Genomic DNA, 26031 nt, shown 5'->3' with positions numbered 1-26031 from the left:
ATAATGGCCGGTTCTTTTCTTTAATCCACAATTTTATTAGGTCTTTTACTAAAGGACTATCGATTCGCCGTTTTTTATTTCGATAGAGTTGCCGAGAAGATCGCCGAATTTCTCGACAGGTTCGCTGGAGACTATTCTTACCCCGTCTCTCTCGTAAAGAAACAGGGCGTGTTCCGTGTCGTTCGTCTCTGCGTTCTGCCTTATCGCCCAGACGTTTTCATAATCCGTGAGAAGCGCGTTTATCGACGTGTAGCGGTAGTTCTCCGCCACAAAAACCGAAGTTATTTCTAGAGCTCTCTTCGTTTCATATATCTCGAGGTTGCTGACCAGAAGCTCGAGATATCTCTGTGTATCCGTCGTTCCTTCATCGCTAGCGAAGTCGTATATCGTTCCGTTGTGGCAGAAGGCATAGTTCCTTCCCCTGACCGTGGTGTAGAAGGGATGAACGTGCTCGAGATTGACGGTGTATCCCTTCGATGCCTTTCGAGAATGAATAATGCCTACCCTGCTCTGAGGGAGCTTCTTATCGCTATCAAAGATCGCGCCGGAACTGTTGTAGGTCTCTCTCCCTTCGCCACGAACGGCATAGCCCCAGCCGTCACTGTGAGGACTGGAAATGCCTCTCGCGGAGATGCCCTTTAGAATGTCTAAAATCCAGTTCGTATCTATGTTCTTATCTGCCTTGAAGGCGATCATTCTGCACATTTTTCAATACTCTGTCCGGCCGCTTCGACCATCTTTAGAAAGTACCGGTGAATTCTCAGATCTCCAGTGAGTTCGGGATGAAAGGAGGCTGCAAGCATGTTATTCTGGCGAACGAGAACCGGTGATCCGTCGTAGCTTGTAAGGACTCTCACTTCGCCACCGATCGATTCGATCTTTGGAGCCCGTATGAATACTGCCCTGAATGGTTCGGGACCGATCTCGTCGATCTGTAGATCTACCTCGAAGCTGTTGATCTGCCTGCCGTAACCGTTTCTCTTGACGCTAATGTCTAAAACGCCCAGAGAGTCCTGATTGACGACGTTCTCAATCTTCTTGGACAGGAGGATCATGCCCGCGCAGGTCGCCAAGACCGGCATTCCATCTTCTATCCTATTCCTGAGGGCTTCCCACATTTCGAATCTCTTCAAGAGTTTGATCATGGTGGTTGACTCTCCACCTGGCATTACCAGCGCCTCGACGGAGTTAAGCTCTTTACGATCCTTCACCCAGGATGGTTCCACTCCTGCATTTCTGAGAATCGATAGATGTTCCTGTATAGCACCTTGAATTCCGAGAACCCCGATCTTCAACCCTTACCAGCCTCTTTCTTCCATTCGAACTTCAAGAGTCTCGATCTCGAGTCCGTCCATTGCATCTCCGACGTTCTCCGAGATCTCTGCCAGCGCTTTAGGATTGTCATAATGCAAAACTGCTTCGACGATCGCTTTGGCCATTCTTGCGGGATCCTTCGACTTGAAGATTCCAGAACCGACGAAGACTCCGTCACAGCCGAGCATCATCATGAGAGCTGCGTCGGCCGGTGTAGCCACTCCGCCGGCGGCGAAATTGACGACGGGAAGTCTTCCGAGCTCTCTTACCTGGCTGAGAATCTCGACAGGCGCACCGATTTCCTTTCCGTAGTGGACGAGTTCGGCGTCGTTCATCATCTGGACCTTTCTCACTTCTTCGTTAACGGTTCTCATATGCTTGACTGCCTCGATGATATTTCCGGTGCCAGCCTCTCCCTTTGTTCTGATCATAGCGGCGCCCTCGGCGATTCTCCTGACTGCTTCTCCGAGATTTCTCGCTCCACAAACGAAGGGGACGGTGAATATTCTCTTGTCTATGTGATACTTGTCATCTGCAGGTGTAAGAACCTCCGATTCGTCGATGAAGTCAACGCCAATAGCCTCGAGGATCTTCGCTTCGGCGATGTGGCCGATTCTCGCTTTGGCCATTACAGGGATCGTTACAGTTTCCATGATCTCTTTGATGAGACCAATCTTTGCCATTCGGGCTACTCCGCCCTCTTTTCGGATATCCGCCGGTACTCTTTCAAGAGCCATTACTGCCGTGGCTCCGGCATCCTGAGCTATCTTTGCCTGCTCGGGATTCGTGACATCCATGATTACGCCGTTCTTGAACATTTCAGCGAACCCTTTTTTTACTGTCCAGGTTCCCCTTGCTTCCATTTTCAACACCTCTCCTCTTTATCGTTGTTCCAATAGTCACTCGCTACCTTTTCCAATCTTGGAGTCTCTATCTTCCCTCTTCCCACTTTTGCGCAGGGTCTTCCTTCGACCTCCACGATATCTGCCGTGAAGTCCAGCTTGTTTTTCAGCAGGGACGAACCGACTCCGTAAACATCCACGGGCACATTCAGCTTCTCGAAGAGATCAATCTTATCCGCCGTGAAACCACCCGAGACGACTATCTTCAAATCCTTCATTCCGTACCTGTCGAATTCCCTTCTAGCCCTCCAGACCAGTTCGGGACAGACTCCCAGCGAAGAAGCGTCTTTCGGGACGACCGAAACGTCTCTCAAACTGCCAGAAGTATCGAATCTCACGCCCCATATCTTTCCCTTTCCCGGGCCTATGACAACCGAAGGATCGGTCCTGCCAGGTGTGAAGTCCTCTCCGGTCTCGGCTTTATACGTGCGTGCAACGCAATCGACCGTCGTTCCGATCACATCGTTGTCCCAATCGACCAAAATTATCCGGTTGACTCCGCCCTCTATATAACGATCGAAAGCCAATGCGGCCTCGGCCGTATCTCCGTTATATACTGCGATAAGCGCGTGAGGAATCGTCCCCATGCTCTCAACGCCCCAGTAGTCGGCATTCGCGTCGGTAGAGACTCCAAAAGCCCCGGCCTTGAGCGCCGCGTATCCATCCGTTGCCTGAGTCCAGAAGTGGTCGAATCTCGCGCTGAAGAAGAGTATCTCCTTGCCTCTGGCGGCCTTCACGACGGACTTGACGGCAGTCGCAGTTGAGGATGCTCTCGCTATAACACCCAGCAATATGGTCTCGAGATACGAGAAATATCTGGGGTCGCCTTCTATCGTCATAACCGGTTCCATATCCTTTGCTTCATCGCCGTCATACAGCGCGCGAACTTCTAGTTCGGGCCATTTGTCAACCCAGAGATCATTCAGCATCATCTTCAGGTCCCATTTTTGAGCGGTCAATTCCACCAGGGCGTGTCGATCCATCTCCCATGCTGCGTGGTTCACTGCCTTCTCAATCTCGAGCACCTCTTCGAAGAGCCTCTTAGCCTCTCCTTCATTAGAGTAATAACCGGTCCCAAAGCGAAGAATGGCGAGCGCTTCGTCAATTCCCACTATTGTCGCGTCTCTCCTCGGGAAGAGCTGATATAGCACCCTTGACTTCTTGTCTGCCTTCTTGAGAACTTCGACAAGTCTCGTGAAGTATTTGTCAGAATAGTAGCCGGCTCTCATCTTGTCAATCGGTACTTTGAAGACTCTCGGGTCGATTCTGCACTTATCCACCGAACGCCCCCTGTCTCTGCCCTCATTCGCGAGCAAAAATTCCGGAAAAATGTATCCGGTACCCTGATTATATAATAATAAACGACTTTCGACTCTCAAACGGGGCAGATCTTTGCCAATTGGACCAGTCCAAAAAAATAAACCGGCCATAAGGCCGGCAGAGAAGATGACGCTTCTATATCCAGTCGATAGAGATCTTCGACATATCTGACTTCACGTTGATCTGGCAGGTCGTAACGGCCCTGTCGATATTGGTCGAGACATACCCTTTTTCCCTCTCCATAAGGTTGTTGAAGTTGCTCCAGTTGAGCTCGCCTTCATGGATAATGCTAAGACCAACGTCTTTGGGTGTCCTAATGTTCAAGGAGGTTACCTCACAATCTATGTCTACTATAGAGTCTCTCAGCTGGGAAGGTATTATAGAAAGCCTGGAGAGCGATGTCTTGATTCTCGCGCTGTCAAGATTTAGTTTGGAGAAGTCGAAGACACTATCGGCGCCATCAAGTGTAGCATCCAGCCTGAGAATCGGTTCCGAGTTGAGTTCGAAATTCATTCTTGATTTTGACAGGACACTGGATACTCCTGACCTGGCCTTGCACCTGGCCCTTAGAGAACCCTTTCCCTTGTCCATATCGTACTTTAGATCGCCACTGAAACTCTGCTTATCGTAACTCACATTTGCATCGAAGCCGTTTGAGGTGTTATCCATAAGCAATACCTTTGTGAGGTTGGCATCGATGTCGATTTCCAGTTCTTCGAACTCTTTGGGCCTTGAAACGTTGAGAACCTGTCTCGTAGAGTTCGGTGTTTCTCCAAGTTTGAAGCTTCTTTTGAAAAGAGTAACAATACCCCAGCCAACGATATACGATCCAATCATGGCCACTACGAGCTCCCAAAAGCCCCAACCCCTGAAGCCCTTTATAACATTCCAGCCTATTAGTAGATCTGCGAAGAGGATTCCTCCAAAGATCAGACTTCCCATGTGCTCTGGCTTGAACCTTTTGAAGACCTTTAATCCCTGATACAGGAAGATAATCGCAAGGAATATCTCAATTGCAAAGGAAAAGCTGGGGATCACATGCGTGACGGAAAGGATAATCAGCATTCCAAGAAAAATCGCAAATAGTGCTCCGAATTTCATTTTATTATCACCTTCTTTTCCTTATCAGATCGATTTCGGTTCTTCGGGAGTATCCGGTTTTTCGGGTGTTTCTGGCTTTTCTATAGCTTCAAAAGACTTTTCACTTTCAACATCTTCGTTTTTGATTACTACATCTACCGAGTCCTTAAACTTCTGAAGCTCCTCGTCCACTTCAAGCATCTCTTCAATCTCCTGCTCAGAGTATCCGAGGATACCGAGCATCTCAAAGGTGTACTCCTTTGTAAGTTTGCCTTCCTTGAAGAGAAGAAGAATCTTTCTCGTCTCCTGATCCTGAAGGTTCTCCTCGACAACGGCCGATCTGTGGCCCCTCTTTTCTTCCGAAGAAACGGTTCTGGATTCAACCTTTACTTCCTTCGCTGGAGTCCCCGTGTACTTCGTACTAATGATGAGATCTCCCGAAACACTGTTCATTTTCAGATACTCCTGCGATTCTCCGTTTCCCGATCTATAGTGTTTCTTATCTATCTTCACAAGCCCGACGTCAGATGAGATGTCACCGCTCACGGAGGAGATTGTGGCATCGAACTTAGGCTCTCCCGAATAGGAGACAATGGCGTCTCCACTGACTGAAGAAACTATTGTTTCCCTTTCCATAGGAGGAAGCCCCTTAATGCTGAGATCACCCGATACCGAGCCGAATTTACCTCTTCTATAATTCGAGGCTATGAAGTTCAAGTCTCCGCTTACCGTACTGAAGTTCAGGTTTTCTACAGAGCAGTTCTCGATCTTCACGTCACCGCTGACGTTGCTTATCTTAAGGCTTCTAAGATCGAAGTCGGTTATGACGATATCACCGGAAGCACTGTTGGCGTCTAACTCCCTTACAGACTTAGGCACGAGAAGTCTTACGCTCTTGACCTCTGCTCCGCCGTCAAAGAGATTCTTTATGAAGGGAATGTTTATATTCGTTCCCTTCTGGAACTTTATACTCAGCCTCTTCCCTGAACTCTCAGCTTCGGGCACATAATCATTAGAATCTACTTCGACGTATGCAATCACATTTCCATCTTCCACAAGGTCGATCTGAAGATCCGCGCTAGCTGAAGAGATCTTAAGAATCTCGATTCCGGCGCTGTCAAATTCAAACTTTTTCTCCACGACCATACCCCCTCAATCCTCTATCTTTATCGTTACTCTCTTGTCCCCGGTTTCTATTTCAACGGATTCGCCGCTCTTGATTACCTCTTCGAGGACTTCCTTCAGATTGTAGTCGACAACCCTGTCTCCTATCTTGAAGTTCGCGTCCTTTTCCTTTACAAAGTTTCCGACGAATTTTGCTAGCCTCACGGGAAGTCTTATATGGGCCTCGACCTTCCCCGAATGGTTATCCACAACCTCTATAGAGAATTTCCTTCCCGACTTTTCTTCTTCATATGATTCAAAGAACTCTTCAAGCAAGTCCCTTCCTTGCTCGGGAGAAACCTTACCATCTGCAACGAGCTTCAGGATTTTTAGAACCTCTTCCCTATCCAATTAGATCACCTACTTCTTTTTTCTGACTTTCCTGAGCATCTCGAGAGCTTCATCTGGCTGCAGTTCTCCGGATTCAAGCCTCTCTAGGATTCTCGACGCCTCTTCCCTGTCCTTGTCGACAACTTGATAGCCCATTGCCCTCACTATATCTTCGAGTCTGTTTCTCGCCGTCGGATAGGAGATGTCCAACTCCTTCTGAACCTCGGAGAGATTGCCTCGATTCTTGATAAAGGTCTTCAGATAATCAAGCTGTTCGGCGGAGAGTTTCATAATATCGTCAAGCTCGAATCTTCCCCTTATCGTGGTACCGCAACTATCACATTTGTACTCAGTGATCGTCATTTTCCCCCCGCAGACGGGACAGTTGCTTATAGAGTATTTCATCGGTCCACCTCCACAACTTAAGTTGAACCTAAAGATACTTTCAACCACATTCATTATACAACTTCTAACTTGAAAAGTCAAACATTACCTTAAATATATTTAGATTGACTTCAATTTCTTGTACTAGGAACCAATTATTTTAGTTGTAATTTTCCGATAGATGGAGACTGCGTTCTTGTTTTTTCTCATATGGAGAGGCTTTAGATGGAATGAAGATCTGAAAGGCGTCTAAGCAACAGATTTGCCAGCGGTCTTTTGGGGTCGAGATGGAGAGTGGATAGGTAGATGGAATCATCTACCATATCGATATAACCGTAGAAATCGGTGAGCCATCCATAGACAACACCGGAAAGCCTTCTGCTGTAGCCCGAGCTGCTTATCATTGGCCTATCTTCTATTAGACTGCGATGACATCTCCTGAACAATCCACCGGGAAATACGTCGGAGAGCAGTTTCGAGTTCCAGAAGATTCCCGTTATCCAGTCGCCCGAGAGCAAATCATCCTTCGCAACAGTTGACGCTTTGTATCCATTGTATTCAAAGGAAGCGCCCGGTCTATCGAGCATAACAACCGATTTTCTGTCAAGCGGTTTCTGCAGTCCGAAATGAGGATTATTGATGATCGTGATCTCGGCAATATCTTTGCGGGAAAGAACAGCGTGGAGCGTTGCAACACACTTATCGAGCAGAATTTCAATCTTGAGCAGCCCCTCGCTGAATTTGTCCGTCTCCAGGGATACTCTGACCGTGTCACCCTTCTCCCCAGATAACGGCATCTCTCGGATCTCTTCTCCAATCTTTATCCTGAGCGTTTCTCTCTTAATATCCTTCAGGAGAAAGATTCTGAGGTTTACCTCTTCTCCGATCCATAATTCCTCTTTATCTAGAAGAGAGACGAAAAGGTCGTTGTCTAGAATTGCTCGCATTCTTTCGGGATCGATCTTGAAGTTTCTATCGAAGTCAAGAAGACCGTTGCACTCCCAGAAGACATCACTTAGTTCAGTTATTACGAATCCCCTTATGTTCTCGTGAAGTCTCATTTTGTCGATTTCAATATTCAGGTTTTCTTCCTGGTTTTCAACGGAAAGCTCGAAAAGCTCTCGATAACTATATTCCTTCGATATTTCGCTATTGTCGAATCTCTCTAAAGCCCCTTCCGGTTTCGTCATGGGGACATCGTTAAACATATGATTGAACCAGTACGGTTTTTCTTTCTTTCGTAGCCAGATTTCAGGGGGCAGCGACCAGTTCCCAAATTCAGAAACGACAAGGGGCCTTCCTTCTGCATTATTTTTGTGTTCCCCTTTGTAGAAGCTTTTGGGGCTTTCAGAGTAGAGTTCAATCAGCGAGTTCCACTTATCCTGTCTGTCGATGGAGCTTACGTAAAAGTGGTAGTCGTTCAGATCACTCTTCAAATGGTAATTCCCCACACAGGCAGAGTTGTCGATCCAGACGATACCTGGGAATCTCTCCTTGAATCTCTCATACGCTTCGATCAGCCATTTCACCTGCCGTGGATCTGTTTGATTTATTCCCCAAGATTCGTTGATAATCGAATACAGACAAAGCGATGGGTGGTGAGAGTCTCTTCTCACGGCACCGTCGATTAATTCCAGAAGTTCTTCGCTTCCCTCATCAGAAAAGAGATCAAAGTGCGGCGCATCCTGCCAAACGATCAAACCAACCTCATCTGCAATATCCATATATTTAGGATCGGGAACCTTCACATGATGCCTGATCGTGTTGATACCGATTTTCTTCAGCTTTGCAAAACTCTCCCTCAAAAACTCCTCTGAAGGAATCGTGTAAAGGGTTTGGGGATAGAAATCCTGATCGAGAACCGCTTTCATATAGAAGTCGCGTCCATTCAGGAAGAGCTTCCCGTTTTCGGCTACGAAGTCTCTGAACCCAACCCTCCTCTCGATGACATCTCTGCTCTTCCCTGATTCAAGAGTGACTACAAGTCTGTAAAGACTGGGAGTTTCGGGAGACCACGGAAGGCAGCTGGGAAGGCTAAGCGAAATACTCTTGTCCACGCTTCTCTTAGACGCTAAAAGCCGGTCTGATTTGTCGAATACTCCTATGCATGCTCGGTCGAATTCTTCATTTGTGGTGAACGCGACCTCCAGGCTCCTCTTTAAATACGAGGTGTCAACTCTCAGCCGACATATGTGGACCGGGGGTCTTTCTTCTATCCACACTCCTTGCCAGATGCCTGAGATATTCGTGTACCAGTTTGGATCTCCATTCTGTTTTCCGTGAGGAATAAGCCTGAAGTTAATCTTCCTGTCGTCTATGGGATCGAAGACAAGAACTTGGAGTCTGTTGCGTGATGACAGTACTCCGGATATGTCGAATTCAAAAGGCAGGTACCCGCCCCGATGGCTGCCCAACCGGGAGCCGTTCAGAAAGACTTTGCAAAGATAGTCCACCGCTCCGAACGCTAGAATTGTACTGCAATCCGAATTCCTTTCGTACTCAAATTCCCTTTCGAAATACAGATACCTCTGAGAGGATGTAACTTCGGGATACGTTCTCTCAACACACCCGGGGATCTCAATGGTTTTTGTCGGCTCAATTTTACCAACGTCATCTGGTTCATTCTCAAGGATTTCGAACAGCCAATCCCCGCCAAGATCTATTCTTCTTCTCATAGTTCTTTACCTGCTTTCTGATGTCTGCCAAAAATAATCTTCGAGAATACTACTCTTCGCCTCGCAAGTCGTTCCTCATGACAGTTGCTAGTTCTCCCGTAGATCTCCTGAACTGCCTGAAGGGGTCCATCTTGAGACTGACGAAACCCATGGGTTCTAAATACTTCTCCACTGGCTCGGATCCATAACGATAATCCCAGTTTATCAGATCTATTGCGGGAAACCACGTGTATCCTTTCAGGTCTATCCCTCTATCTATCAGATCTTCTACGAGTTTGAGCGACTCTCTCCACCAGAGAATCTGATGATCTGGCTCTCCGTTTATGCTTGTTTCCGTAAGGAATATCGGGCCACCGTATCTCTCGTGATAACTCACAATCAGTTTCTCGAGATATTCTGTCCCTCCATAGAACGGTGTGGTGCGTATTTTTCCCTTTTCTTTCGAGACTTCGAAGACACTAAGTTGTGGATAGTAATTAACCCCGAATCCGTCGACCGTTATTCTGTTTTCTGTGAACCAGTCGAGATCTTCACTACCAACCCCGTTTTTGTACAGGTAATCGAAAAGACAGTGTTTGGTGTCTACCTTCCCCTGTATAAGATCATAGGTCAAATATCTCATTTCATTCATCTTCTTCACTTCCTCTTGAAGTTCTCGTTCGGCCGAAAAGAAGATGCCCGACGCTTCGACGTGAAGGGCGTATTTGTTAGGTAGTTCTCTCTTTATGGACGAAACTGATTTCATTATCCCTTTTGCCGTCGCGATGAGGAGTTTGACAAAACCGTCGTCCCCACTTAAATAAGGGGGCCAGATTGACTGGCGGCCGCAGAATTCCTGGGTAATGAACGGTTCATTCATGGGAGTGAAGAGATCAATTGACTTTTTATACCTTTCAAGAACCTCCAACTCATAGTCAGCCATGTAATCCGGAAAACAGCTGTTGAGAAAACCATTGTCCATCCAGTGAGGTGTACCGTAGTGAATGAAGTCAACTATTGGGATAAGGCCCCTCTCACCCATGAAATCAAATACTCTGTCGGTCCATGAGAAATCAAATCTTCCTTTTTCCGGGTTCACCGTATACCAGGGAATTCCATACCTAACATACTTGAACCCCGTATCTGCGATAATCTCAAGATCTCCTTCCCAGTTCGAGTAATGTTGTGTGAGCTCGTACTCATCGAGAGATCTTGCCGAAGTCCTGTCCGTCTTTGTCACAAATGTGTCTTCAATTCCCGCTATCCACATGAACTCTTTTTTCATCATACTCACCCGATCCTCTAATGATAATCTGTCTTTAGCAGTATTCATTGAAATGTTTGAGGCGCTCTAATGTGAGAGGGTTCCGTTTCCTTCCTTCTTAAACTAAGAAAATATGATCTTTGCCCCAATTCATGATTCTATCCTGTAAATCTTGTATGCAAAACTGGATTGATCTATAGATAGCTGCAGAGAGAAGTCGTCTTTCGAATCAAACTTAAAAGAGCCTAAAATATAAGAATCGACATCCCTTTCGTAACTGTCGCTCCAAATCTCAAGTAAGTAAGTGCCCTCATCAAGAGCAGAAGATTTAATAACTACATTTCCAATTGTCTCTTTGGAAGCGACCCATCCGATCACCGAGGTGAGATTTTCGAAACTATTCCCGCTACATGTATGAAATATATCTTTATCTGAACTAATGATGATTTCGTTATCAAGATTGATTCCCGAGAAATCGAGCCAGTCGATTCCTTCGGATTCTATGAACTGTGAGATCGGTTTCAGAACTTGCAGCAGATAATCAGGCATGAGGTGTGGAGAAGTATATGGCCACCGCATTCCGATTCCAGTACCTCCCGAAGCAAGGTGGGCCCAGGAAAATGCCTTATAACAGGCCGTATCGAATCTTGAGGGTTGAGGCCATCGATCTATGGGTCCGCTCTCGCTGTCCATGAATGGAATAGAATCGTTGAAGAGATAATTGTGGTAATTTATGTTCATTACGACGTCTTCGGCGATCTTTATGGGATCCTTCGGATCCTTTATCGTGTCAAAATAGAAATGTGTAGTGAAGAAATCAATGTGATCGAATCTGTAGAGCTTTCCGGACAGAATACCCGTAAGGGCAGGCTTCGCAGTCGAGACTGTCAGGAGGTGAGTTTCTCCGTAGAGATCTCTCTCCAACGCCCTTATGAAAGTCGAGATCTCTTCGATCCATTTTCTCGCTTCATTGCCAACTGAGTAATCTGCCTTATAGAAGATGTGACCGTACCACAACTCGATTTCGTTGTTTAGCTCCCATGCAAGAATCTGCTCGCTTGCTCCATATCTTTCGATCATGAACTTAAATCTGGCCTTCTGCCATTCCAGCGCTTCTTCATCTGTAAGAAACTCGGCCATTGTAGATATCGGGCCGCCGTTGTCGGCGTTGTAAGGATTTACATCCCAGTTTTCATACATCCAGAAAGGGTCCCAGGGCGTTATTATGAGGTAGATATTGTACTTCTCGGCAAGAGAGATTATGTTGTCCCATATACCTATTACGGTGTCGTTGTATGTTCCGAGCGGTGACTCGAAAAGTGATAGACCAGACCTGTCCTGTGCATATTCAAACATGATCCTCAGTGTATTCACTCCATAGTGGGAGAGCTTCTCGAAGTACTCCTCGGCGGCCTCCTTGTTGCCATAGCTCAGAGAAATCAATGAAGGCCAGGTTATTGCGTCATTGAATCCTACAGGAACAATCGCTCTTCCGTTGTGTTCGAAATACTTCCCGGCGGGTGATATCTTGACAAACGAAGCTATTCCGCTGAAAGCCACCGCCAAGAATAGAATAATCACGAATAGTCTCTTCATGAGCATTACTCCTTTACTCCACCGCTTATGTCTATTCCCTTAATGTAGTACCTCTGGACCAGGAGGAATATTAGTATTGAGGGAACGGCAACAAAGAGAGCACCGGCCATCAAAGGGCCGTACTGCGTAACGTACTTCCCCTGAAGTGTCGAGATTCCTACCGGCATGGTCCTCTTCTCAGGAGAGTAAAGAACGACAAGCGCCCATAAGTAGTCGTTCCAGTTGGACATGAAGTTCATCACCCATAGAATGATTATTGACTCTTTCGCAAGGGGCGCTATAATGTAAAGGATTCGCTGCCTGATGTTTGCCCCGTCTATTATAGAAGCCTCTTCGATTTCTCTCGGAATGCTTATGAAAAACTGCCTCAAGAGAAAGATTCCAAAAGTGGAGGCCAGACCCGGAACGATTATCGCTATAAGACTGTCTGTCCATCCAAAGGCTTCTACCGTAGTATAGTTGGGAAGAAAGTGAATCATCCCAGGTACCGCCATGGAAACCAGCATCAGCTTGAAATAAGTATCTCTGAATCTGAATTTCAACCTTGCAAGAGCGAAGGCGGCAAGAATCCCCACAAACACTGAAAGGCTTGCGTAGCTCACGGCGGCGATCACACTGTTCAAGAACCACCGAAAAACTGGAGTATCGTGAGGATGTGACAGAACCTCTTTGAAGTTCGAAGTCGTAAGGTTTCTTGGCAAGAAGTCAGGCGGCCAGGCCAGTATCTGGGCTTCAGTTCTGAATGCGGTCAGGAAAGTCCAGTAAAGCGGGAAAAGGAATATGAGAGAGATCAGTAAAGCAACTATGTTTATTCCAAAACCTCTTCTCCTCATCGCCGGTCCTCCTTGCTACTTCTTGTGAAGAGATAGTACTGGAGGAAGGTTACGGAAACTACTATCACTCCCGTGATTAATGACATGGCTGTTGCGTAACCCATTCTCGGCCTCGAAGGATTAAATGCCTCTCCATAAATGTGGAGCATTATCGGAATCGTCTCCCTCCCGGGACCACCGCCAGTCATCAGTTGAGGTTGAGCAAACAACCCGAATCCGGCAAGTACCTGAGTTATGACTACAAACATCATCACTTGCTTCAGACCGGGAAGCGTTACATAGAAAAACCTTTGAATTGAATTTGCCCCATCGACCTTGGCAGAATCATACAGAGAATCGGGAATCTTTTTGAGCCCGCCCAGAAGGATCACGGTGTTCCAGCCTACTGTCCACCATACTGTCGCGATGACAATAGAAAACCAAACCCAGGGTAGATCTGTGAGCCAGGGGACTTTGTCGATGCCGAAGAAACTCAGAACGTAGTTCAGCAGGCCGGAGTGATTGTTCAATATCCATCTCCACATTACAGCCACGACGGTTACGGAGAGCGCGGTAGGAACAAAAGTCGCCGTAAGATGCAGGCTCTTTGCCTTCAGCTTCTTGCTGTTTAGCATAAGAGCCAGCCCGGTTGCAACAAAAACAAGCACGGGTACAGAATAGATAACGAATTGAACGGTTACCCATATTGCCTTCCAGAAGTATTCCGATCTATATCCACTGAAATCGAAGATCTTCTCGTAATTATCCAACCCGACATATTTAATCATGCCTTGAAACAATCCCCACTCTGTGAGGCTCATATAAACACTCTTGAATAACGGGAAAATGAAAAACACGCCAAAGAACACCGCATGGGGCAGAATGAGAATATATGGAATAACCTTCTTTGTTCTCAAGAGAACCTCCTCGATGAATGTCCCTTCCGGAAAACCTCTCCGGAAGGGACATAAGGTTCAGTTAGTCTTGAAGAATTTCGTTGCTTATTCTTTCCGCGTCGCTAAGAGCTTGTTCAACCGTTTTTTGTCCCAAAATGGCAAGGTTCAACGCTTCCCATATCGGGCCTGTAGCATCGCCGTACTTTGGGAAGAAAGGCGGGAAAACAACGTATTCAGCACCTTTGGCAATTGTGCTGTGATACGGCAAGGACAGGAACTCCGGACTATTCTGAACAGAGATGTTAGCGGGAATCTGGCCTGCAAGTGCCCATTCGTAGCTGTGATTGCTTATCCAGCTTATGAACTTGGCAGCGGCCTCAGTTCTTTCTTTGTCCTGTTTTCTCTGTTTGTAGATGACCATAGTGTGAGAACCGGCCCAGTTTGCCGGCTTTTCAGACCCTAATTGTGGGACCGGCCCGGCGCCGAAATTCAGACCTTCAACTTTCATGTAGTCAGTCAGCATCCAGATTCCGTTGAATTCCATTGCGCAGGTACCTCTCTTGAAAGCGTCGATGTCTGCGTCGACCTGTACCTTTTCTGGCGAAACCTTATGCTTGAAAACCAGATCCACCAAGAACTGCATTGCATCGATTCCGGCAGGACTATTGAAGGCGGCCTTCGTCAAATCTTCGTTGAACAGCACTCCCCCATTGGAGAAGAAGGTAGAAAACCATATGAAGTAGTTAGGCCAACCTACTGGAATCATTGTGCCCCACTGGTCGATTGTTCTGTCTCCGTTAGTGTCCTTCGTAAGAAGCTTCGCGGCCTCAACGAATTCATCTCGAGTCGTCGGAGGATTCTCTGGATCAAGACCGGCCTCTTCGAAAAGGTCCTTGTTCCAGTAGAAGACGAGAGGATGGACATCAAGTGGAATTCCGTACACACTTGAGTCTACATGAACGGCATCCCAAACCGAAGAGACTATGTCTCCCTCTTTCATGTTCATGATCTCAAGGTACTCATCCAAAGGTAGAAGCATTCCCTGACTCACAAAACTTCTGATGTTGTCCACATGGGCAATACCAACATCCGGTCCCTTTCCGCTTGCAAGTGCTATGGGCACCTTTGTGTTATAGTCCGCCCATAGCATGGTGCTCATGTTTACCTGAATCTCGTCCTTGTGTTCTTCGTTGAACTTGTCGACAAGTTCCTGCATGAAACTACCGTCGGGCCCTGTAAAACCCGTCCAGTATTCGAGAGTGACTAATCCAAAAGCAGAGACTGAGAAGAAAAGTAAGGCTGACAATGAGAAAACAAGCAGTTTCTTCACAAAAAACCCCTCCCTTGTTCGGTTATTCCTACCCAGAGTCTCTAACTCTGAGAACAGGTTTCTGCACATATCTCTTCTCTCTAATTTTCTTGCCTTTGATCATCTTGATGAGCATCTCGGTACTGGTTCTTCCGAGCCAATCCTTATCAAGCGCAACGCTAGTAAGGGTTGGACAAACATAGACCGAATAGGGTATGTCATCGTATCCGACCACCGCGATCTCTTCGGGAACTCTCATACCCTTAGAACGTAGTAGGGCGATTATCTCGAGAGCATACATGTCGTTGTAGGCAAAAACTGCATCGCAAGTTCCGCTGGATTCAAGATACTCTAGAACAACTTTCCCGGCGTTTTCTGGAGAAGATTTGAGTTCGATGGCCGAATTTGCAGATTCAGCGGAATATTCCTGCAGCGCCTTTCTATAGCCGAGACTTCTTCCCCGGGTAGGGAAGATATTCATATCCGGTTGAACTGTGATGATGTTTGAGCGCCCCGATTCGAGCAGGTGTCGAGTTGCGATGTATCCCCCAAGTTCCTCATCATTGTAGACTTCACAGAAATCGCTCTTCTCGAAGTGCCTACCGACTATTACAAAAGGTACCTTGATACCATCCATCTCGACAGGTTTCGTATCATCGACAGGAGCGATAAGGATTCCGTCTACTCCCTTGTTCTGCAAGAACTCGATTGCAAAGACCTGTTCCTCGTAATCAGCAGCAGTGTTCACAAGAAGAAGGTGGAATTCATGCTTCTTAGCTTCTCTCTCCATTCCCTTAACGACTTCCGCGTAAAAAGGGTTAGTATTGTCATCAATTATTACTCCGAGCAACCCAAGCGTCTTTCCCTTTAGCGCCTTCGCCATCATGTTTGGCGTGTAACCGAGTTCCCTCGCTCTATTCTTAACCTTCTCTCTGGTCTTCTCATCAACATCCCCCTTATCATTCAGGGCTCGAGAAACAGTCGATACTGAAAGCTCAAGTGACTTTGCAACATCCTTTATGGTGATTCTAGCCATTCGGGACACCTCCAAATTCACCAACGATGCCGCAAACGTTTGCGGAAACGTTTGCATTTATTCTAACACCTTAGTAACTTAGGTCCAAAGCAATTCTAGAACGACTATGGGCGTTCTGGGACATCTATAACCGAATAATTCAGAATGATTCGATTATTCTGTTAATATCATGTGATGGCAGTTTCTAGAGAGGCAAGACGTAGATAAACATCATCAGGAGAAAGGTAAGGTTGCCAAGCATAACCATGATATGCCAGATCTCATGGTTACCGAACTTACCGGGGAAGGGATTCGGTTTCTCACGTATGAAGATCACCGCGCCCACAGTATAGAAGAAGCCGCCGAAAAGCAGAAGGAGGATTGCCGATAGCCCCAGACGTATGTAAACACTGTAGACCATGGCAAGCGACAGCCACCCCATCGAGAGATAGCCCGCCATCGAAACCCATAGCGGCATAGTGGAGAAGAAAACAGACTTCAGCACGATGTTGAGGATGGCAAGTCCCCAGATTATCCCGAAGACCGTCCAGCCAACCCAGCCTCCTACTACAACGAGACAGAAAGGGGTGTAGGTACCGGCGATAAGCAAGTATATTGCGCTGTGATCGAGGATCGCGAAGATCCTGTAATACTTTCTGAACCAGAGAAAGAAGTGGAGAAGACCGCTCAAGGTCATTGAAACGACGACGGTCGTTCCGTATATCGAAAAGCTTACCAGATGGAGCCACTTCTGTTGAATGGCAGAAAAAACAACTAGCAGGACCAGCCCTGCAAGACCAAGAACGGCAGCCAATATATGGCTTATCGCATTGAATCCTTCGTTGGAGTTTTCGCTGGATACCATTGGATCGACTCTTCGGCCTTCAACTGTATTCATGAAGCTTCCTTTCTGGAAAAGTATTTGATCTTCTATTATAGACCATTCCATGCTTCGCTTCAGGGAAGCGGTGCTATTCTCCAGCATTCTCTAACGTTGCATCAGATTGAATCTACTCGAAAGAAGCATGGAAAATCTTCAGAAAGCAGGTAGTCGAAAAATCACGAAAGCGGATATTGTTGAAAAAGGACAGACTCGGTTTTTTGCATTAGATTTACGTGAATCCTCTAGATAATTCATGAATCTTTCCGATGCTTATTTTCTTCTACGCTACATTGATCATGTGAGGAAGAGCAATAATGTAGGAATAAGATCCCGTGCAGAAACCCTGAACCAAAGCTGAAAAGGGACTCGGTTTTTGAAAAATCGATTTGCTAATGTTTGAAGACCTTAGTAAAAGCAGCCGGGCACGATACTTGTCAAGCAATCACAACAGACTTTCATGAAGCCTAAATCAACATCAAACCACCCAATGAAGAAGATTGACTGAATCTAAGAATATCGAGCCGCGGCTTTCACTGCCTCGATCAAGTTTGTGGGATCGGCGATTCCCTTTCCGGCTATGTCGAAGGCCGTTCCGTGATCCACGGAAGTTCTAAGAAAAGGCATTCCCAGGGTTATTGAGACCGTCCTCTCGAAATCGAGGGTCTTCGTTGCAATGTGTCCTTGATCATGATACATAGAGATGATGGCGGAGAAGACACCCCTCCTCGCCATGTTAAAGATCGAATCGGCACCTATGGGACCAACAACATCTATGCCCTTCTTTCTTGCTAGTTCTACTGCCGGAATAATCTCTTCGGTTTCTTCGCTTCCGAAGAGACCGCCTTCTCCCCCATGAGGATTGAGAGCCGCCACACCGATCGGCTTCGTCAGCTGTATTCCAAGCCGTTTCAGAGCAGCTTCGCATCTCAATATGTAATTGTAGACCCTGTCTTTCTTGACCATTCTACAGGCGTCTATTAGCGATAGGTGTCTGGAGAGAAAGAAAACTCTCATCTCTCCCGCGATCTCAAACATCGTCAGGGGATCTATTGTCTCCGTCAGGGCGCCGAGAATCTCGGTGTGCCCCGCATAAGGTATTCCCGCAGCCTTTATAGAAAGCTTGTTTATTGGGGCGGTTGTAATTGCAGACACTCTTCCCTCTTCTGCCAGCTCTACCGCCTTCTCGAGAAATTCAAAAGCCGCTCTCCCGCATGCTCTATCGACTTTTCCATACTCCGGAAGTCTATAGAGGTTTGCCATGTCGATCAAAGAGAGAGTTCCCGGGGAGAATTCCGTCTGATCGGTTATCTCGGAGACCGTCTCTATTTTCATGCCTAAATGGTTTCTGTCTATTTCTCTTTGAAGAGTCCCGAACTCACCTATCACAATCGGTCTGCAGATCTCGAAGATCTCTCCACTGGCGATGGTTTTCGAGACGATTTCCGGCCCAATCCCGGCAGGATCACCTTCGGTGATGGCTATTGCAGGTTTATCTGATATCCTTTCCGGTAAAACCGGCTGCTCCATGGGTTTCAGAATCAATCGTAACCTCCAAGACCTCTCTTCGTATGAAACTGTATCACTCTCCGAATACTTCCGTCCTGATTCTCGTCATATACCAGCTGAAAAGGTCCACGCAAATTTCGGCGGCCAGCTTGTTCTTCTCAGAGGCGGCGGCGAAGAGCTTCGTCCCAATCGAAGCAATGAAGTCAAAACCGCAGCATCTTCCCTCGTTATTCAAGTTTTTCACAATCTCCATCATTCTTTCGAAATCATCCGTGACAAGCGCCTCTTTTAGGTACTCGACATCTCTGTGTCTCATCAACAGGAAGTTATCAACAGTACCTTCCATACTGGCCTCAATAGTTACGATAACCCTTTCCATCTGCCACCTCCAAGAGACAATGCAGTGATCACAAAACTCCGGTTGACGGGATCATCTGATGTCGTGTTTACTACTTATATCATGATTCTATCCGATTAGTCTGTTTTCATGAAGTCAATTTCCCACCTAAACCACACTCTTGAATAAGTAGTCTCAAATTAGCGGGTTTTCATGGATGCTTGTATTGAAGAATTTCTGATATTTTCTCAGTAAAGGTAGTTTGTTTGCGTGGAAAATGGAATTTTGCAGGATCGATCTCTCTTGTCTTGCATTGAGGCCGGCATAGTGTTGAATTCTGGCAATGAGCTCTACTGATCTTGCCTGTGCAATGGTTTTCGGAGTTTTATTTTGGATTAGTACATATTGTATAATCATACTAACAATATTGGGCATAAGTTCTTGTTCTTCTTTATTTCTATGAACGGCAAGCGCGGTCTTTACCGGGTTTTGTTTGATCTGTGATATTTCTATTGTGTTATACCGTAAGTATGTACTCAACTTTATTTTGTAGGAGGGGAAAGTATGAAGAAATTCTTGTTACTGGCTTTGGTCGCGATCATTGCTGTAAGCGCATTTGCTGGCAAAGTCACAATCTGGAGCTGGCGGACGCAGGATGCTCAGGTATGGGAAGAAGTCGAAGCGGCTTTGAAGAGCAAAGGTCTCGACATCACGATCGAATACACGGCATTCGCACCAACGGAATACGACTCGAAGGTTGCCCTTGCTCTCCAGACCGGCGAAGGTCCGGATATCGTATACTCTAGAAGACTTCCCGGAGGAAGGACTCAGGTTCTGATCGAGAATGGCCTTTACCTTCCAATCGACGAGTTTACGGATATGTCGAACTTCCCGCAGGCCGCTCTGAACTCAGTTACCTGGCAAGATAAGGTTTACGGAGTTCCCTTTGCAGTCCAAGTAGTTGGAATATTCTACAACAAAGACTATTACGAAGAATTCGGACTAGAGGAACCTGCAACATGGGATGAATTAGTCGCCAACGCTGAAGTTATCAAGAACAAGGGAATCACACCGTTTTTCCTCTACGGGAAGGAAGCTTGGGCACTCACGATGCAGCACGCGATGTGTGGTGTCAGTGTGCTTGGACCCGACTGGATAAAGGCGTTAACAGAAGGCAAAACAAACTTCCTCGATCCAAAGTTCACCGATCTGAACAAGAGACTGAACGACCTGAAGGTTTACTATCAGGACGGTTTCATGGGAAACACGACTGTAGATCAGGACGCGGCATTTGCCTTCGGCCAGGCAGCGATGGTGTTCTACGGCGCCTGGGGTTACCAGACATGGAAAGATCTGAATCCAGATCTAAATGTCGGATATTTCATGGTCCCACCACTTACCGAGGATCAGACACCTTATGCCTACACGTATCTCGACGGAGCCATAGCATTGACATCTAATGTCAAGAACCTCGAGGACTCCAAGGAGATAATCAAGTTCTGTGCTACACCTGAATTCGGAACGATATTCGCCGGAATCACCTACAACATCCCTGCCGTTCTCGGAGCATCGATTCCACCGGATCCTCTTCTTGAAGAAGTTCTGGATGTCTACAACAACAACGCTTCTCCATGGGTCTACTGGGTAGGATCTGTCTTCACGACACAGAAGCCTTCTCTGTACGACGACGTTCTCAGCCCGGGAATGCAAGCTCTTTACGCAGGCAAGCTTACCCCCGAAGGACTCTCTCAGATGGCTCAGGACGCAATATCTCAGTGGTACCCACCTTTGATGAATCAGTAAACGATAGATTTTTTCTCTTCCCCGCCGGTAGGCGGGGAGGAGTTTATAGAGGAGAACGAAGATGCAAATAAAACTCAGATACCTTCTCGTCTTCATCTTACCTGCTCTAATCCTGTATTCGATATTCATAATCTATCCGCTGTTTGACAGCTTAATTCTGAGCTTCTTCAGCTGGTCGGGCGTGGGGCCGAGAACCTTCGTCGGACTGAAGAACTTTCAAACTCTCTTCTCCGGAAGCTTTTCCAAGGAGTTGTTCAACGCATTTTTCCACAACGTTTACTTCTTCATAATGCTCACGATTCTCGAACTTGGACTGGGCTTTTTGATCGCTTTGATGCTGGCAAGCAAGATAAAGGGAGCCGGAGTATTCAGGGTAGTCACGTATATCCCGAATATGATACCTCTTGTTCTGGTCGGCTTCATGTGGGTTCTCTTTCTGAATCCTCAGGCCGGACTGGTGAACCAGCTCTTAAGAACTGTCGGACTGGGCAGTTTGGCCCAACCCTGGTTAGGTCAGGCAAACACAGCTCTTACAACAATAATTCTTGTAAACGTGTGGCGAAATCTCGGATTCTATGTGCTTGTAATTCTGGCGGCGATTCTGGATATTTCACCCGAACTGATAGAAGCCGCCTATATCGACGGAGCGAACAACTGGAGGATAACCTGGAGAATCATATTCCCGCTGGCATTCTCCACATTCAGAACGCTAGCAATTCTCCTCTTCATCTGGAGTTTCAATATATTCGACATGGTATATGCTCTGGAAGGCGTTCAAGCCGGTCCCTACAGATCTACAGACGTTCTCGGAACGCTTTTCTACAGAACGGCCTTCGGTGGACTTGGTAGCGGAGCCGTTGATATGGGGCTGGGGGCTTCGGTAACGGTCTTCATTTTTGCCATAGTCATGCCCGTCTCTATATTGTATGTCTTCATAGTCGAGAAGAGACAAAGGAGTTCATGAATCATGCTGAAGCTTAGCCTTTTCGGTAAAATCGTAGTCTACTTCCTTCTGGTTGTTTACTGTTTGATCATTCTGGTTCCGTTTTTCATTATGATCATGAACTCTCTCAAATCAATGAGAGAGATCTATTTGCAACCATTTTCATTCCCGTCGAAAGTCCTCTTCGAAAACTATTCGAAGGCATGGCAACAGGCCGGAATAGGAACGGGTTACAAGAACAGTTTGATCGTTGCCGGGGTATCCGTCATCGGTATTGTAATTGTCTCTTCGATGTTCGCTTACGCGATTTCGAAGTACACTTTCAAAGGAAGAAGATTCCTCTTTATTTACTCTATGCTGGGTCTGGCTTTTCCGGCGAGACTCGCTATTATTCCTATATTCATACTGATGCGAAACTTCGATCTGACGAACTCGCTACTGGGACTGATAATAATCTACACTTCAATCAACATCCCGTTCTCCGTATTCCTTCTGAAGAATTTTATTGACGGAGTCCCTAACGAGCTTTCAGAAGCTGCAAGAATCGACGGCGCTTCTCCGATGCAGATTTACTGGAGAATAATTCTTCCTCTGGTCAAGCCTGCCCTGTCGATAGTCTCGATCGTCAGCTTCGTCAACGTATGGAACGACTTCTTCTTCCCGCTCATCTTCATCACGGATAGATCGAAGGCGACAATCACTCTGGCAGTTTCGATCTTCTTCGGGGAGTATGTGAACCAGTGGCATCTTTTGTTCTCGGGACTTACGCTGGCCGTCGCTCCAACGATAATACTCTTCCTGTTGTTCTCCAGGCAGTTTATAACGGGCATGACGCAAGGAGCAATAAAGTGAGGTGCTGGGTATGAAAGTTAAGCTTGGTATAGACTGTCTCTTAGAGAGCGACATACTGAAGAAGAAACGGATCGGGTTGCTGACGAATTCGAGCGGCGTAAACGGAGATCTGAAAATCAACGTCGATCTCATGCTGAACGGGGGATTCAACATCGTGAAGCTTTTCGGACCCGAGCACGGTATCTCGGGAGCCGCAGCCGATGGAGTGAGCGTCAACAACGCGGTGGACCCAAAGTATGGTATACCGATCTATTCGCTCTTTGGAGATGTGATAAGACCGACGGAAGAGATGCTTTCCGGAATCGATGCCTTCGTTTACGATATTCAGGACGTAGGTCTTAGATTCTATACTTATCTCTACTCCCTCGTCTATTCAATGGAGGAGTGCGCGAAAAGGGGGATAGAGGTAGTCATCCTCGATAGACCAGATCCGCTTTCATGCAAGATCGCGGGCCCCACAATAAAGAAGAGGCTTGACAGCATTGTCGGCGGGTACGGCCTGGCTCTGAGATATGGCATGACCGTTGGAGAGGTGGCAAAGTACTTCAACAAGGTCTTCGATATCGGTGCCGATCTTACAGTAGTTCCGATGGAGAATTACGAGAAGTATATGTACTATGATGAGACCGGTCATCTCTGGAGCACACCTTCCCCGAATATTCCCTCGCTCGAGCACGCAATACTCTACTCGGGCTTCTGCCTCTTCGAGGGCACGAACCTGTCAATGGGGCGCGGTACCGTTCATCCCTTCAAATACATAGGAGCGCCATGGATCGACTCGGCACCGCTCTATAAGGAACTTAAAGAGCACGATCATCCTGGTGTTGCCTTCAGAGAGAGGAGTTTCATTCCGGGAGCATTCAAGCTTCACGACCAGCCCTGTAATGGCCTCGAGTTCTATGTTACTGATAGAAACGCAATCAAACCTTTGGAACTTGCCCTAGATATTATCGCCACTCTCATGAAGCTTTGGCCGGAAAAATTCGACTGGGATGTTCATTATCACGGAACCAGCATCCCACTGAACAAGATGTGGGACGGCAGGTACCATTTCGACCTTATAATGGGCGACGAGCAGTACAGAGAAAGGCTCCTGGAAGGAGCCACGGCCGCCGAACTTTCCGGGTTGTGGAAAGACGAGCAGAGAGAGTTCGAGAATCTAGTAAGAGAGTTCAGGATCTATTGAGTTTCTCGAATGCCTGCTCGGCAAGGATCTCATCGACATTGCCCGTGAAGAGCGTTGTCCTGTGATTGTTTATCATCTCTGAATACTTATTGTTATAGTAGGCCGAGGCAAAGGAACCACCAAATGTATGGATGGTTTCTACCTCGCCTGTTTTTTCCAGGACATTGAGTGTTCTCTTTGCGAGTATCTCTATTCCTTCGTCAGCGATTCTTCTTGCAAGCCCGGTGGGGTTTTCAAGCGCCACCCTGCTGAAAGACGCTATCTCTGTCTTCATGTCGGGCATGAGGGTGAGGTTTACGAGCTCTTCAATAGTACTCATTTCGAAGAACTCGACCAATTTGTCGAAGATGGGGTCGTGAGGAATCAGACCGTCCCTATACTTCAGAGAGGCAGTGATCAATTCCTTAGAAATCCAGTAGGCGCTTCCCTCGTCATCGAAGATATGGCCCCAGCCGCCGGACTTGACGGCCTTTCCTTCCCGGTCATGACCGTAGACTGTCGATCCCGTTCCCGAAACGACCACGACACCTCTAGCCTCTCCGACGGCAGCTCTGTACAGACCTTCTATATCCATGATAACTTCAATCTCAATATTGCCGAAAACATAATGCAGCGCCTGTCTCAGCTTTTCTTCGCGAGTCTTGTCTCCAGCGCCGGAGAAGGCCGCGACTATGTAATCGGGAATTCCAACGTCGTCTCGAACCAGCGAGAAGATCGATACTAAATTCGCGCTACTGACAGCCGTAATATTGACTCCGGTGCCATAGTTCTTCCTGAACCTGGCCTCGCTGGATATGCAAGTGACTCTAAGATTCGTCCCGCCTCCATCCATCGCTATTATCTTTCTGGTCATTCTACTCTCCTCACAACTTTAAGTCTGTAACGGTCGCCTCTGTATACGGATCTCACCACTTCAACACAGATGTTCTTGTCGGTAAATGTCTGTCTCTCGCGTCTTATTCCATAGCTATTCTCGTTGACCTTGAGGTGCTTCGCCTCTTCTTTCGTCAGTCTGCAGACCTCGATGTTCTCCAACGCGTGATCGAGAACCAGTGAAAGCTCGTTCTTCAGGATATTATAAAGCGATGCCTCGCTCATATCTCTGTTCACGATGTTGAGAATCCTGATATCTGCCAGCGGGTTCAGGTAAGCCCTTTCAATTCCGTAGGGCTCGTCGTTGAGATATCTTACCCTTTCCAGCAACACAACCATCGCGTCATCGGGAATTCCGAAGAGCTTTGCGATCTCTTCCGACGGAACCATCAACCCATCGCTCAGGACAACGGATCTTGCCCTCTGCTTGTCTCGGGCGGCCTCCTCGGTGAACCCTGTAAGAGAGCTTATGCTCTCCTCTCGCTTCTCGTCGACAATAAAGGTTCCCCGGCCTTTGGCAGACTCGATAACCGACTCTCTTTTAAGCTCGTCCAAAGCCCTTCGAAGCGTAAGTCTGCTTACGTTGAATTCATTGCAGAGCTCCTTTTCGGTCGGAAGTCTCTTCGAATAGACTCCCTTTCCTATCCGTCGTTTAAGTTCTTTATATATCCGGTAGTAGACCGGAGCTCCCGCTTCTATCAACTCACCCCTCCAAGTTCTTTGAGAGCCGAACGCACATGACCCCTGTTGCGTTTGAGAGATTCCTCACACTTTTCCTTTCCGAGACCGGTAAGGGCCATGAGAATCGCAAGAGGTACCTCCCTGCCTGAGGCTTCCAGTATCTTCTCCGATTCTTCGTAAGAGAGCTCGCTGATCTCCGAGACTATTCTGGTTGCCCTATCCACCAGTTTGCGATTGAGGATCTTCACCCCTATCATGTAGTTTCCGAAGACTCTGCCGACCTTGACCATCGTGATCGTGCTGATCATGTTCAAGACCATCTTCTGAGCCGTACCGGCCTTCAGCCTTGTACTGCCGGTAATCACTTCGGGGCCGGTCCTGACGGCTATCGTAACATCGGCAAGCTCGGTGAGCCGGGGAGTCCCGACGTTGCATATCAAGATGGTTCTGGCTCCCTGCTTTCGCGCGTACTTCAGTATTCCTTCCACATAAGGTGTCCGTCCCGATGCCGAGATCCCCACTACAGCGTCCTTTTCAGTTATATCTACCTTTTTTGCTTCTTCTTCGCCTAACTCAATGCTGTCCTCGGCTTGTTCGACTGCATTTGCGAGGGCTTCCTGGCCCCCGGCTATCATGGTTACAAACAGGTCTTTCGAAACGCCAAAAGTGGGAACGACCTCCGCAGCATCAAGAACGCCTAGACGGCCGCTTGTGCCCGCACCGGCATATACGATTCTTCCTCCCATTTCAAGAGACCTGACGCATAACTCAACCGCAGAGGCAACTTCATTGAGAACCTCTCTAACAGACAGTGGAACTGTTGCATCCTCTTCGTTCATAATTCTAAGCATCTCGTACGTCGATAGCTCATCTAAATTCCTCGTTCTGGGATTAGATCTCTCTGTCTCCAGTTGATCAAACTTCATC

Annotated in this window: 25 protein-coding genes; 4 read left to right on the top strand and 21 right to left on the bottom strand. The window is 47.2% G+C overall.

The features are described from left to right. Positions 1-48 precede the first annotated feature (48 nt). From THEBA_RS13130 to THEBA_RS13045, 18 genes are all read right to left on the bottom strand, one after another. On the bottom strand, positions 49-705 hold the full coding sequence (locus THEBA_RS13130; RefSeq protein WP_041928340.1) for a class II glutamine amidotransferase: 657 nt from the start codon (positions 703-705) through the stop codon (positions 49-51). Next, entirely contained in the window at positions 693-1295 is a 603-nt protein-coding gene (gene pdxT / locus THEBA_RS13125; protein ID WP_014731936.1) for a pyridoxal 5'-phosphate synthase glutaminase subunit PdxT, read from the bottom strand. The genes THEBA_RS13130 and pdxT overlap by 13 nt, the downstream gene beginning before the upstream one ends. 3 nt (positions 1296-1298) lie before the next feature. Next, positions 1299-2177, bottom strand: coding sequence for a pyridoxal 5'-phosphate synthase lyase subunit PdxS (gene pdxS, locus THEBA_RS13120; protein WP_014731935.1), 879 nt, complete (start codon positions 2175-2177; stop codon positions 1299-1301). A gap of 2 nt (positions 2178-2179) precedes the next feature. Beyond that, positions 2180-3445: a nicotinate phosphoribosyltransferase gene (locus tag THEBA_RS13115; RefSeq protein ID WP_049794086.1), complete on the bottom strand. Its 1266-nt coding sequence runs from the start codon at positions 3443-3445 to the stop codon at positions 2180-2182. 226 nt (positions 3446-3671) lie between these two features. Continuing rightward, positions 3672-4637: a hypothetical protein gene (locus tag THEBA_RS13110; RefSeq protein ID WP_014731933.1), complete on the bottom strand. Its 966-nt coding sequence runs from the start codon at positions 4635-4637 to the stop codon at positions 3672-3674. Positions 4638-4661: 24 nt separating this feature from the next. Next, positions 4662-5762 (bottom strand): DUF4097 family beta strand repeat-containing protein, encoded by a 1101-nt coding sequence (locus THEBA_RS13105; RefSeq protein WP_041928337.1) that lies wholly within the window; start codon positions 5760-5762, stop codon positions 4662-4664. A 6-nt stretch (positions 5763-5768) separates the two neighbouring features. After that, positions 5769-6131 (bottom strand): SHOCT-like domain-containing protein, encoded by a 363-nt coding sequence (locus THEBA_RS13100; protein WP_014731931.1) that lies wholly within the window; start codon positions 6129-6131, stop codon positions 5769-5771. Between the two features lie 9 nt (positions 6132-6140). Next, positions 6141-6515 (bottom strand): DUF2089 domain-containing protein, encoded by a 375-nt coding sequence (locus THEBA_RS13095; RefSeq protein ID WP_006489399.1) that lies wholly within the window; start codon positions 6513-6515, stop codon positions 6141-6143. 200 nt (positions 6516-6715) lie between these two features. Further along, a complete protein-coding gene (locus tag THEBA_RS13090) occupies positions 6716-9169 on the bottom strand; it encodes a glycoside hydrolase family 2 protein (protein WP_014731930.1) in 2454 nt (817 codons plus the stop codon). 49 nt (positions 9170-9218) lie between these two features. Next, positions 9219-10436 carry a family 1 glycosylhydrolase gene (locus THEBA_RS13085; protein WP_041928335.1) on the bottom strand — a complete coding sequence of 406 codons (1218 nt, stop codon included), beginning with the start codon at positions 10434-10436 and terminating at the stop codon, positions 9219-9221. A gap of 126 nt (positions 10437-10562) precedes the next feature. After that, positions 10563-12008, bottom strand: a complete 1446-nt coding sequence (locus tag THEBA_RS13080) for a cellulase family glycosylhydrolase (RefSeq protein ID WP_014731928.1) — start codon at positions 12006-12008, stop codon at positions 10563-10565. Positions 12009-12013: 5 nt separating this feature from the next. After that, positions 12014-12841, bottom strand: a complete 828-nt coding sequence (locus THEBA_RS13075; RefSeq protein WP_014731927.1) for a carbohydrate ABC transporter permease — start codon at positions 12839-12841, stop codon at positions 12014-12016. After that, positions 12838-13737, bottom strand: coding sequence for a carbohydrate ABC transporter permease (locus tag THEBA_RS13070; protein ID WP_014731926.1), 900 nt, complete (start codon positions 13735-13737; stop codon positions 12838-12840). Before THEBA_RS13070 ends, THEBA_RS13075 begins: the two co-directional genes overlap by 4 nt. Before the next feature lie 61 nt (positions 13738-13798). Then, positions 13799-15046, bottom strand: a complete 1248-nt coding sequence (locus THEBA_RS13065; RefSeq protein WP_014731925.1) for an ABC transporter substrate-binding protein — start codon at positions 15044-15046, stop codon at positions 13799-13801. A gap of 28 nt (positions 15047-15074) precedes the next feature. Then, positions 15075-16061 carry a LacI family DNA-binding transcriptional regulator gene (locus THEBA_RS13060; RefSeq protein WP_014731924.1) on the bottom strand — a complete coding sequence of 329 codons (987 nt, stop codon included), beginning with the start codon at positions 16059-16061 and terminating at the stop codon, positions 15075-15077. A 184-nt stretch (positions 16062-16245) separates the two neighbouring features. Further along, positions 16246-16938: a PAQR family membrane homeostasis protein TrhA gene (trhA, locus tag THEBA_RS13055; RefSeq protein ID WP_014731923.1), complete on the bottom strand. Its 693-nt coding sequence runs from the start codon at positions 16936-16938 to the stop codon at positions 16246-16248. 492 nt (positions 16939-17430) lie between these two features. Beyond that, the gene (gene pdxA, locus THEBA_RS13050; protein ID WP_014731922.1) at positions 17431-18465 is read right to left on the bottom strand and encodes a 4-hydroxythreonine-4-phosphate dehydrogenase PdxA; all 1035 of its coding nucleotides are present in this window, start codon (positions 18463-18465) and stop codon (positions 17431-17433) included. A 37-nt stretch (positions 18466-18502) separates the two neighbouring features. Beyond that, positions 18503-18808 carry a hypothetical protein gene (locus THEBA_RS13045; RefSeq protein WP_014731921.1) on the bottom strand — a complete coding sequence of 102 codons (306 nt, stop codon included), beginning with the start codon at positions 18806-18808 and terminating at the stop codon, positions 18503-18505. 522 nt (positions 18809-19330) lie between these two features. Here THEBA_RS13045 and THEBA_RS13035 point away from each other — a divergent pair. The 4 genes from THEBA_RS13035 to THEBA_RS13020 all read left to right on the top strand — a co-directional run bounded on the left by THEBA_RS13035 (position 19331) and on the right by THEBA_RS13020 (position 23550). Further along, positions 19331-20569, top strand: coding sequence for an ABC transporter substrate-binding protein (locus THEBA_RS13035; protein ID WP_014731920.1), 1239 nt, complete (start codon positions 19331-19333; stop codon positions 20567-20569). Between the two features lie 61 nt (positions 20570-20630). Next, positions 20631-21533 (top strand): carbohydrate ABC transporter permease, encoded by a 903-nt coding sequence (locus tag THEBA_RS13030; protein ID WP_006489406.1) that lies wholly within the window; start codon positions 20631-20633, stop codon positions 21531-21533. Between the two features lie 3 nt (positions 21534-21536). After that, positions 21537-22364, top strand: a complete 828-nt coding sequence (locus THEBA_RS13025) for a carbohydrate ABC transporter permease (protein ID WP_006489409.1) — start codon at positions 21537-21539, stop codon at positions 22362-22364. 10 nt (positions 22365-22374) lie between these two features. Then, complete coding sequence (locus tag THEBA_RS13020; protein WP_014731919.1) at positions 22375-23550, top strand: exo-beta-N-acetylmuramidase NamZ family protein; 1176 nt, start codon at positions 22375-22377, stop codon at positions 23548-23550. Here the strand turns inward: THEBA_RS13020 and THEBA_RS13015 are convergent. The 3 genes from THEBA_RS13015 to murQ are packed head-to-tail and all read right to left on the bottom strand — an operon-like array spanning position 23537 to position 26030. Continuing rightward, positions 23537-24403 carry a BadF/BadG/BcrA/BcrD ATPase family protein gene (locus THEBA_RS13015; protein WP_014731918.1) on the bottom strand — a complete coding sequence of 289 codons (867 nt, stop codon included), beginning with the start codon at positions 24401-24403 and terminating at the stop codon, positions 23537-23539. The two genes, THEBA_RS13020 and THEBA_RS13015, sit on opposite strands and share 14 nt — an antisense overlap. Further along, complete coding sequence (locus tag THEBA_RS13010) at positions 24400-25125, bottom strand: GntR family transcriptional regulator (RefSeq protein WP_014731917.1); 726 nt, start codon at positions 25123-25125, stop codon at positions 24400-24402. Before THEBA_RS13010 ends, THEBA_RS13015 begins: the two co-directional genes overlap by 4 nt. Next, positions 25122-26030, bottom strand: coding sequence for an N-acetylmuramic acid 6-phosphate etherase (gene murQ, locus THEBA_RS13005; RefSeq protein WP_014731916.1), 909 nt, complete (start codon positions 26028-26030; stop codon positions 25122-25124). Before murQ ends, THEBA_RS13010 begins: the two co-directional genes overlap by 4 nt. Position 26031 lies beyond the last annotated feature (1 nt).

Source organism: Mesotoga prima MesG1.Ag.4.2 (assembly GCF_000147715.2).
In the GTDB taxonomy this organism is placed as follows: domain Bacteria; phylum Thermotogota; class Thermotogae; order Petrotogales; family Kosmotogaceae; genus Mesotoga; species Mesotoga prima.
This window is presented reverse-complemented; position numbering and strand designations above follow the sequence as displayed.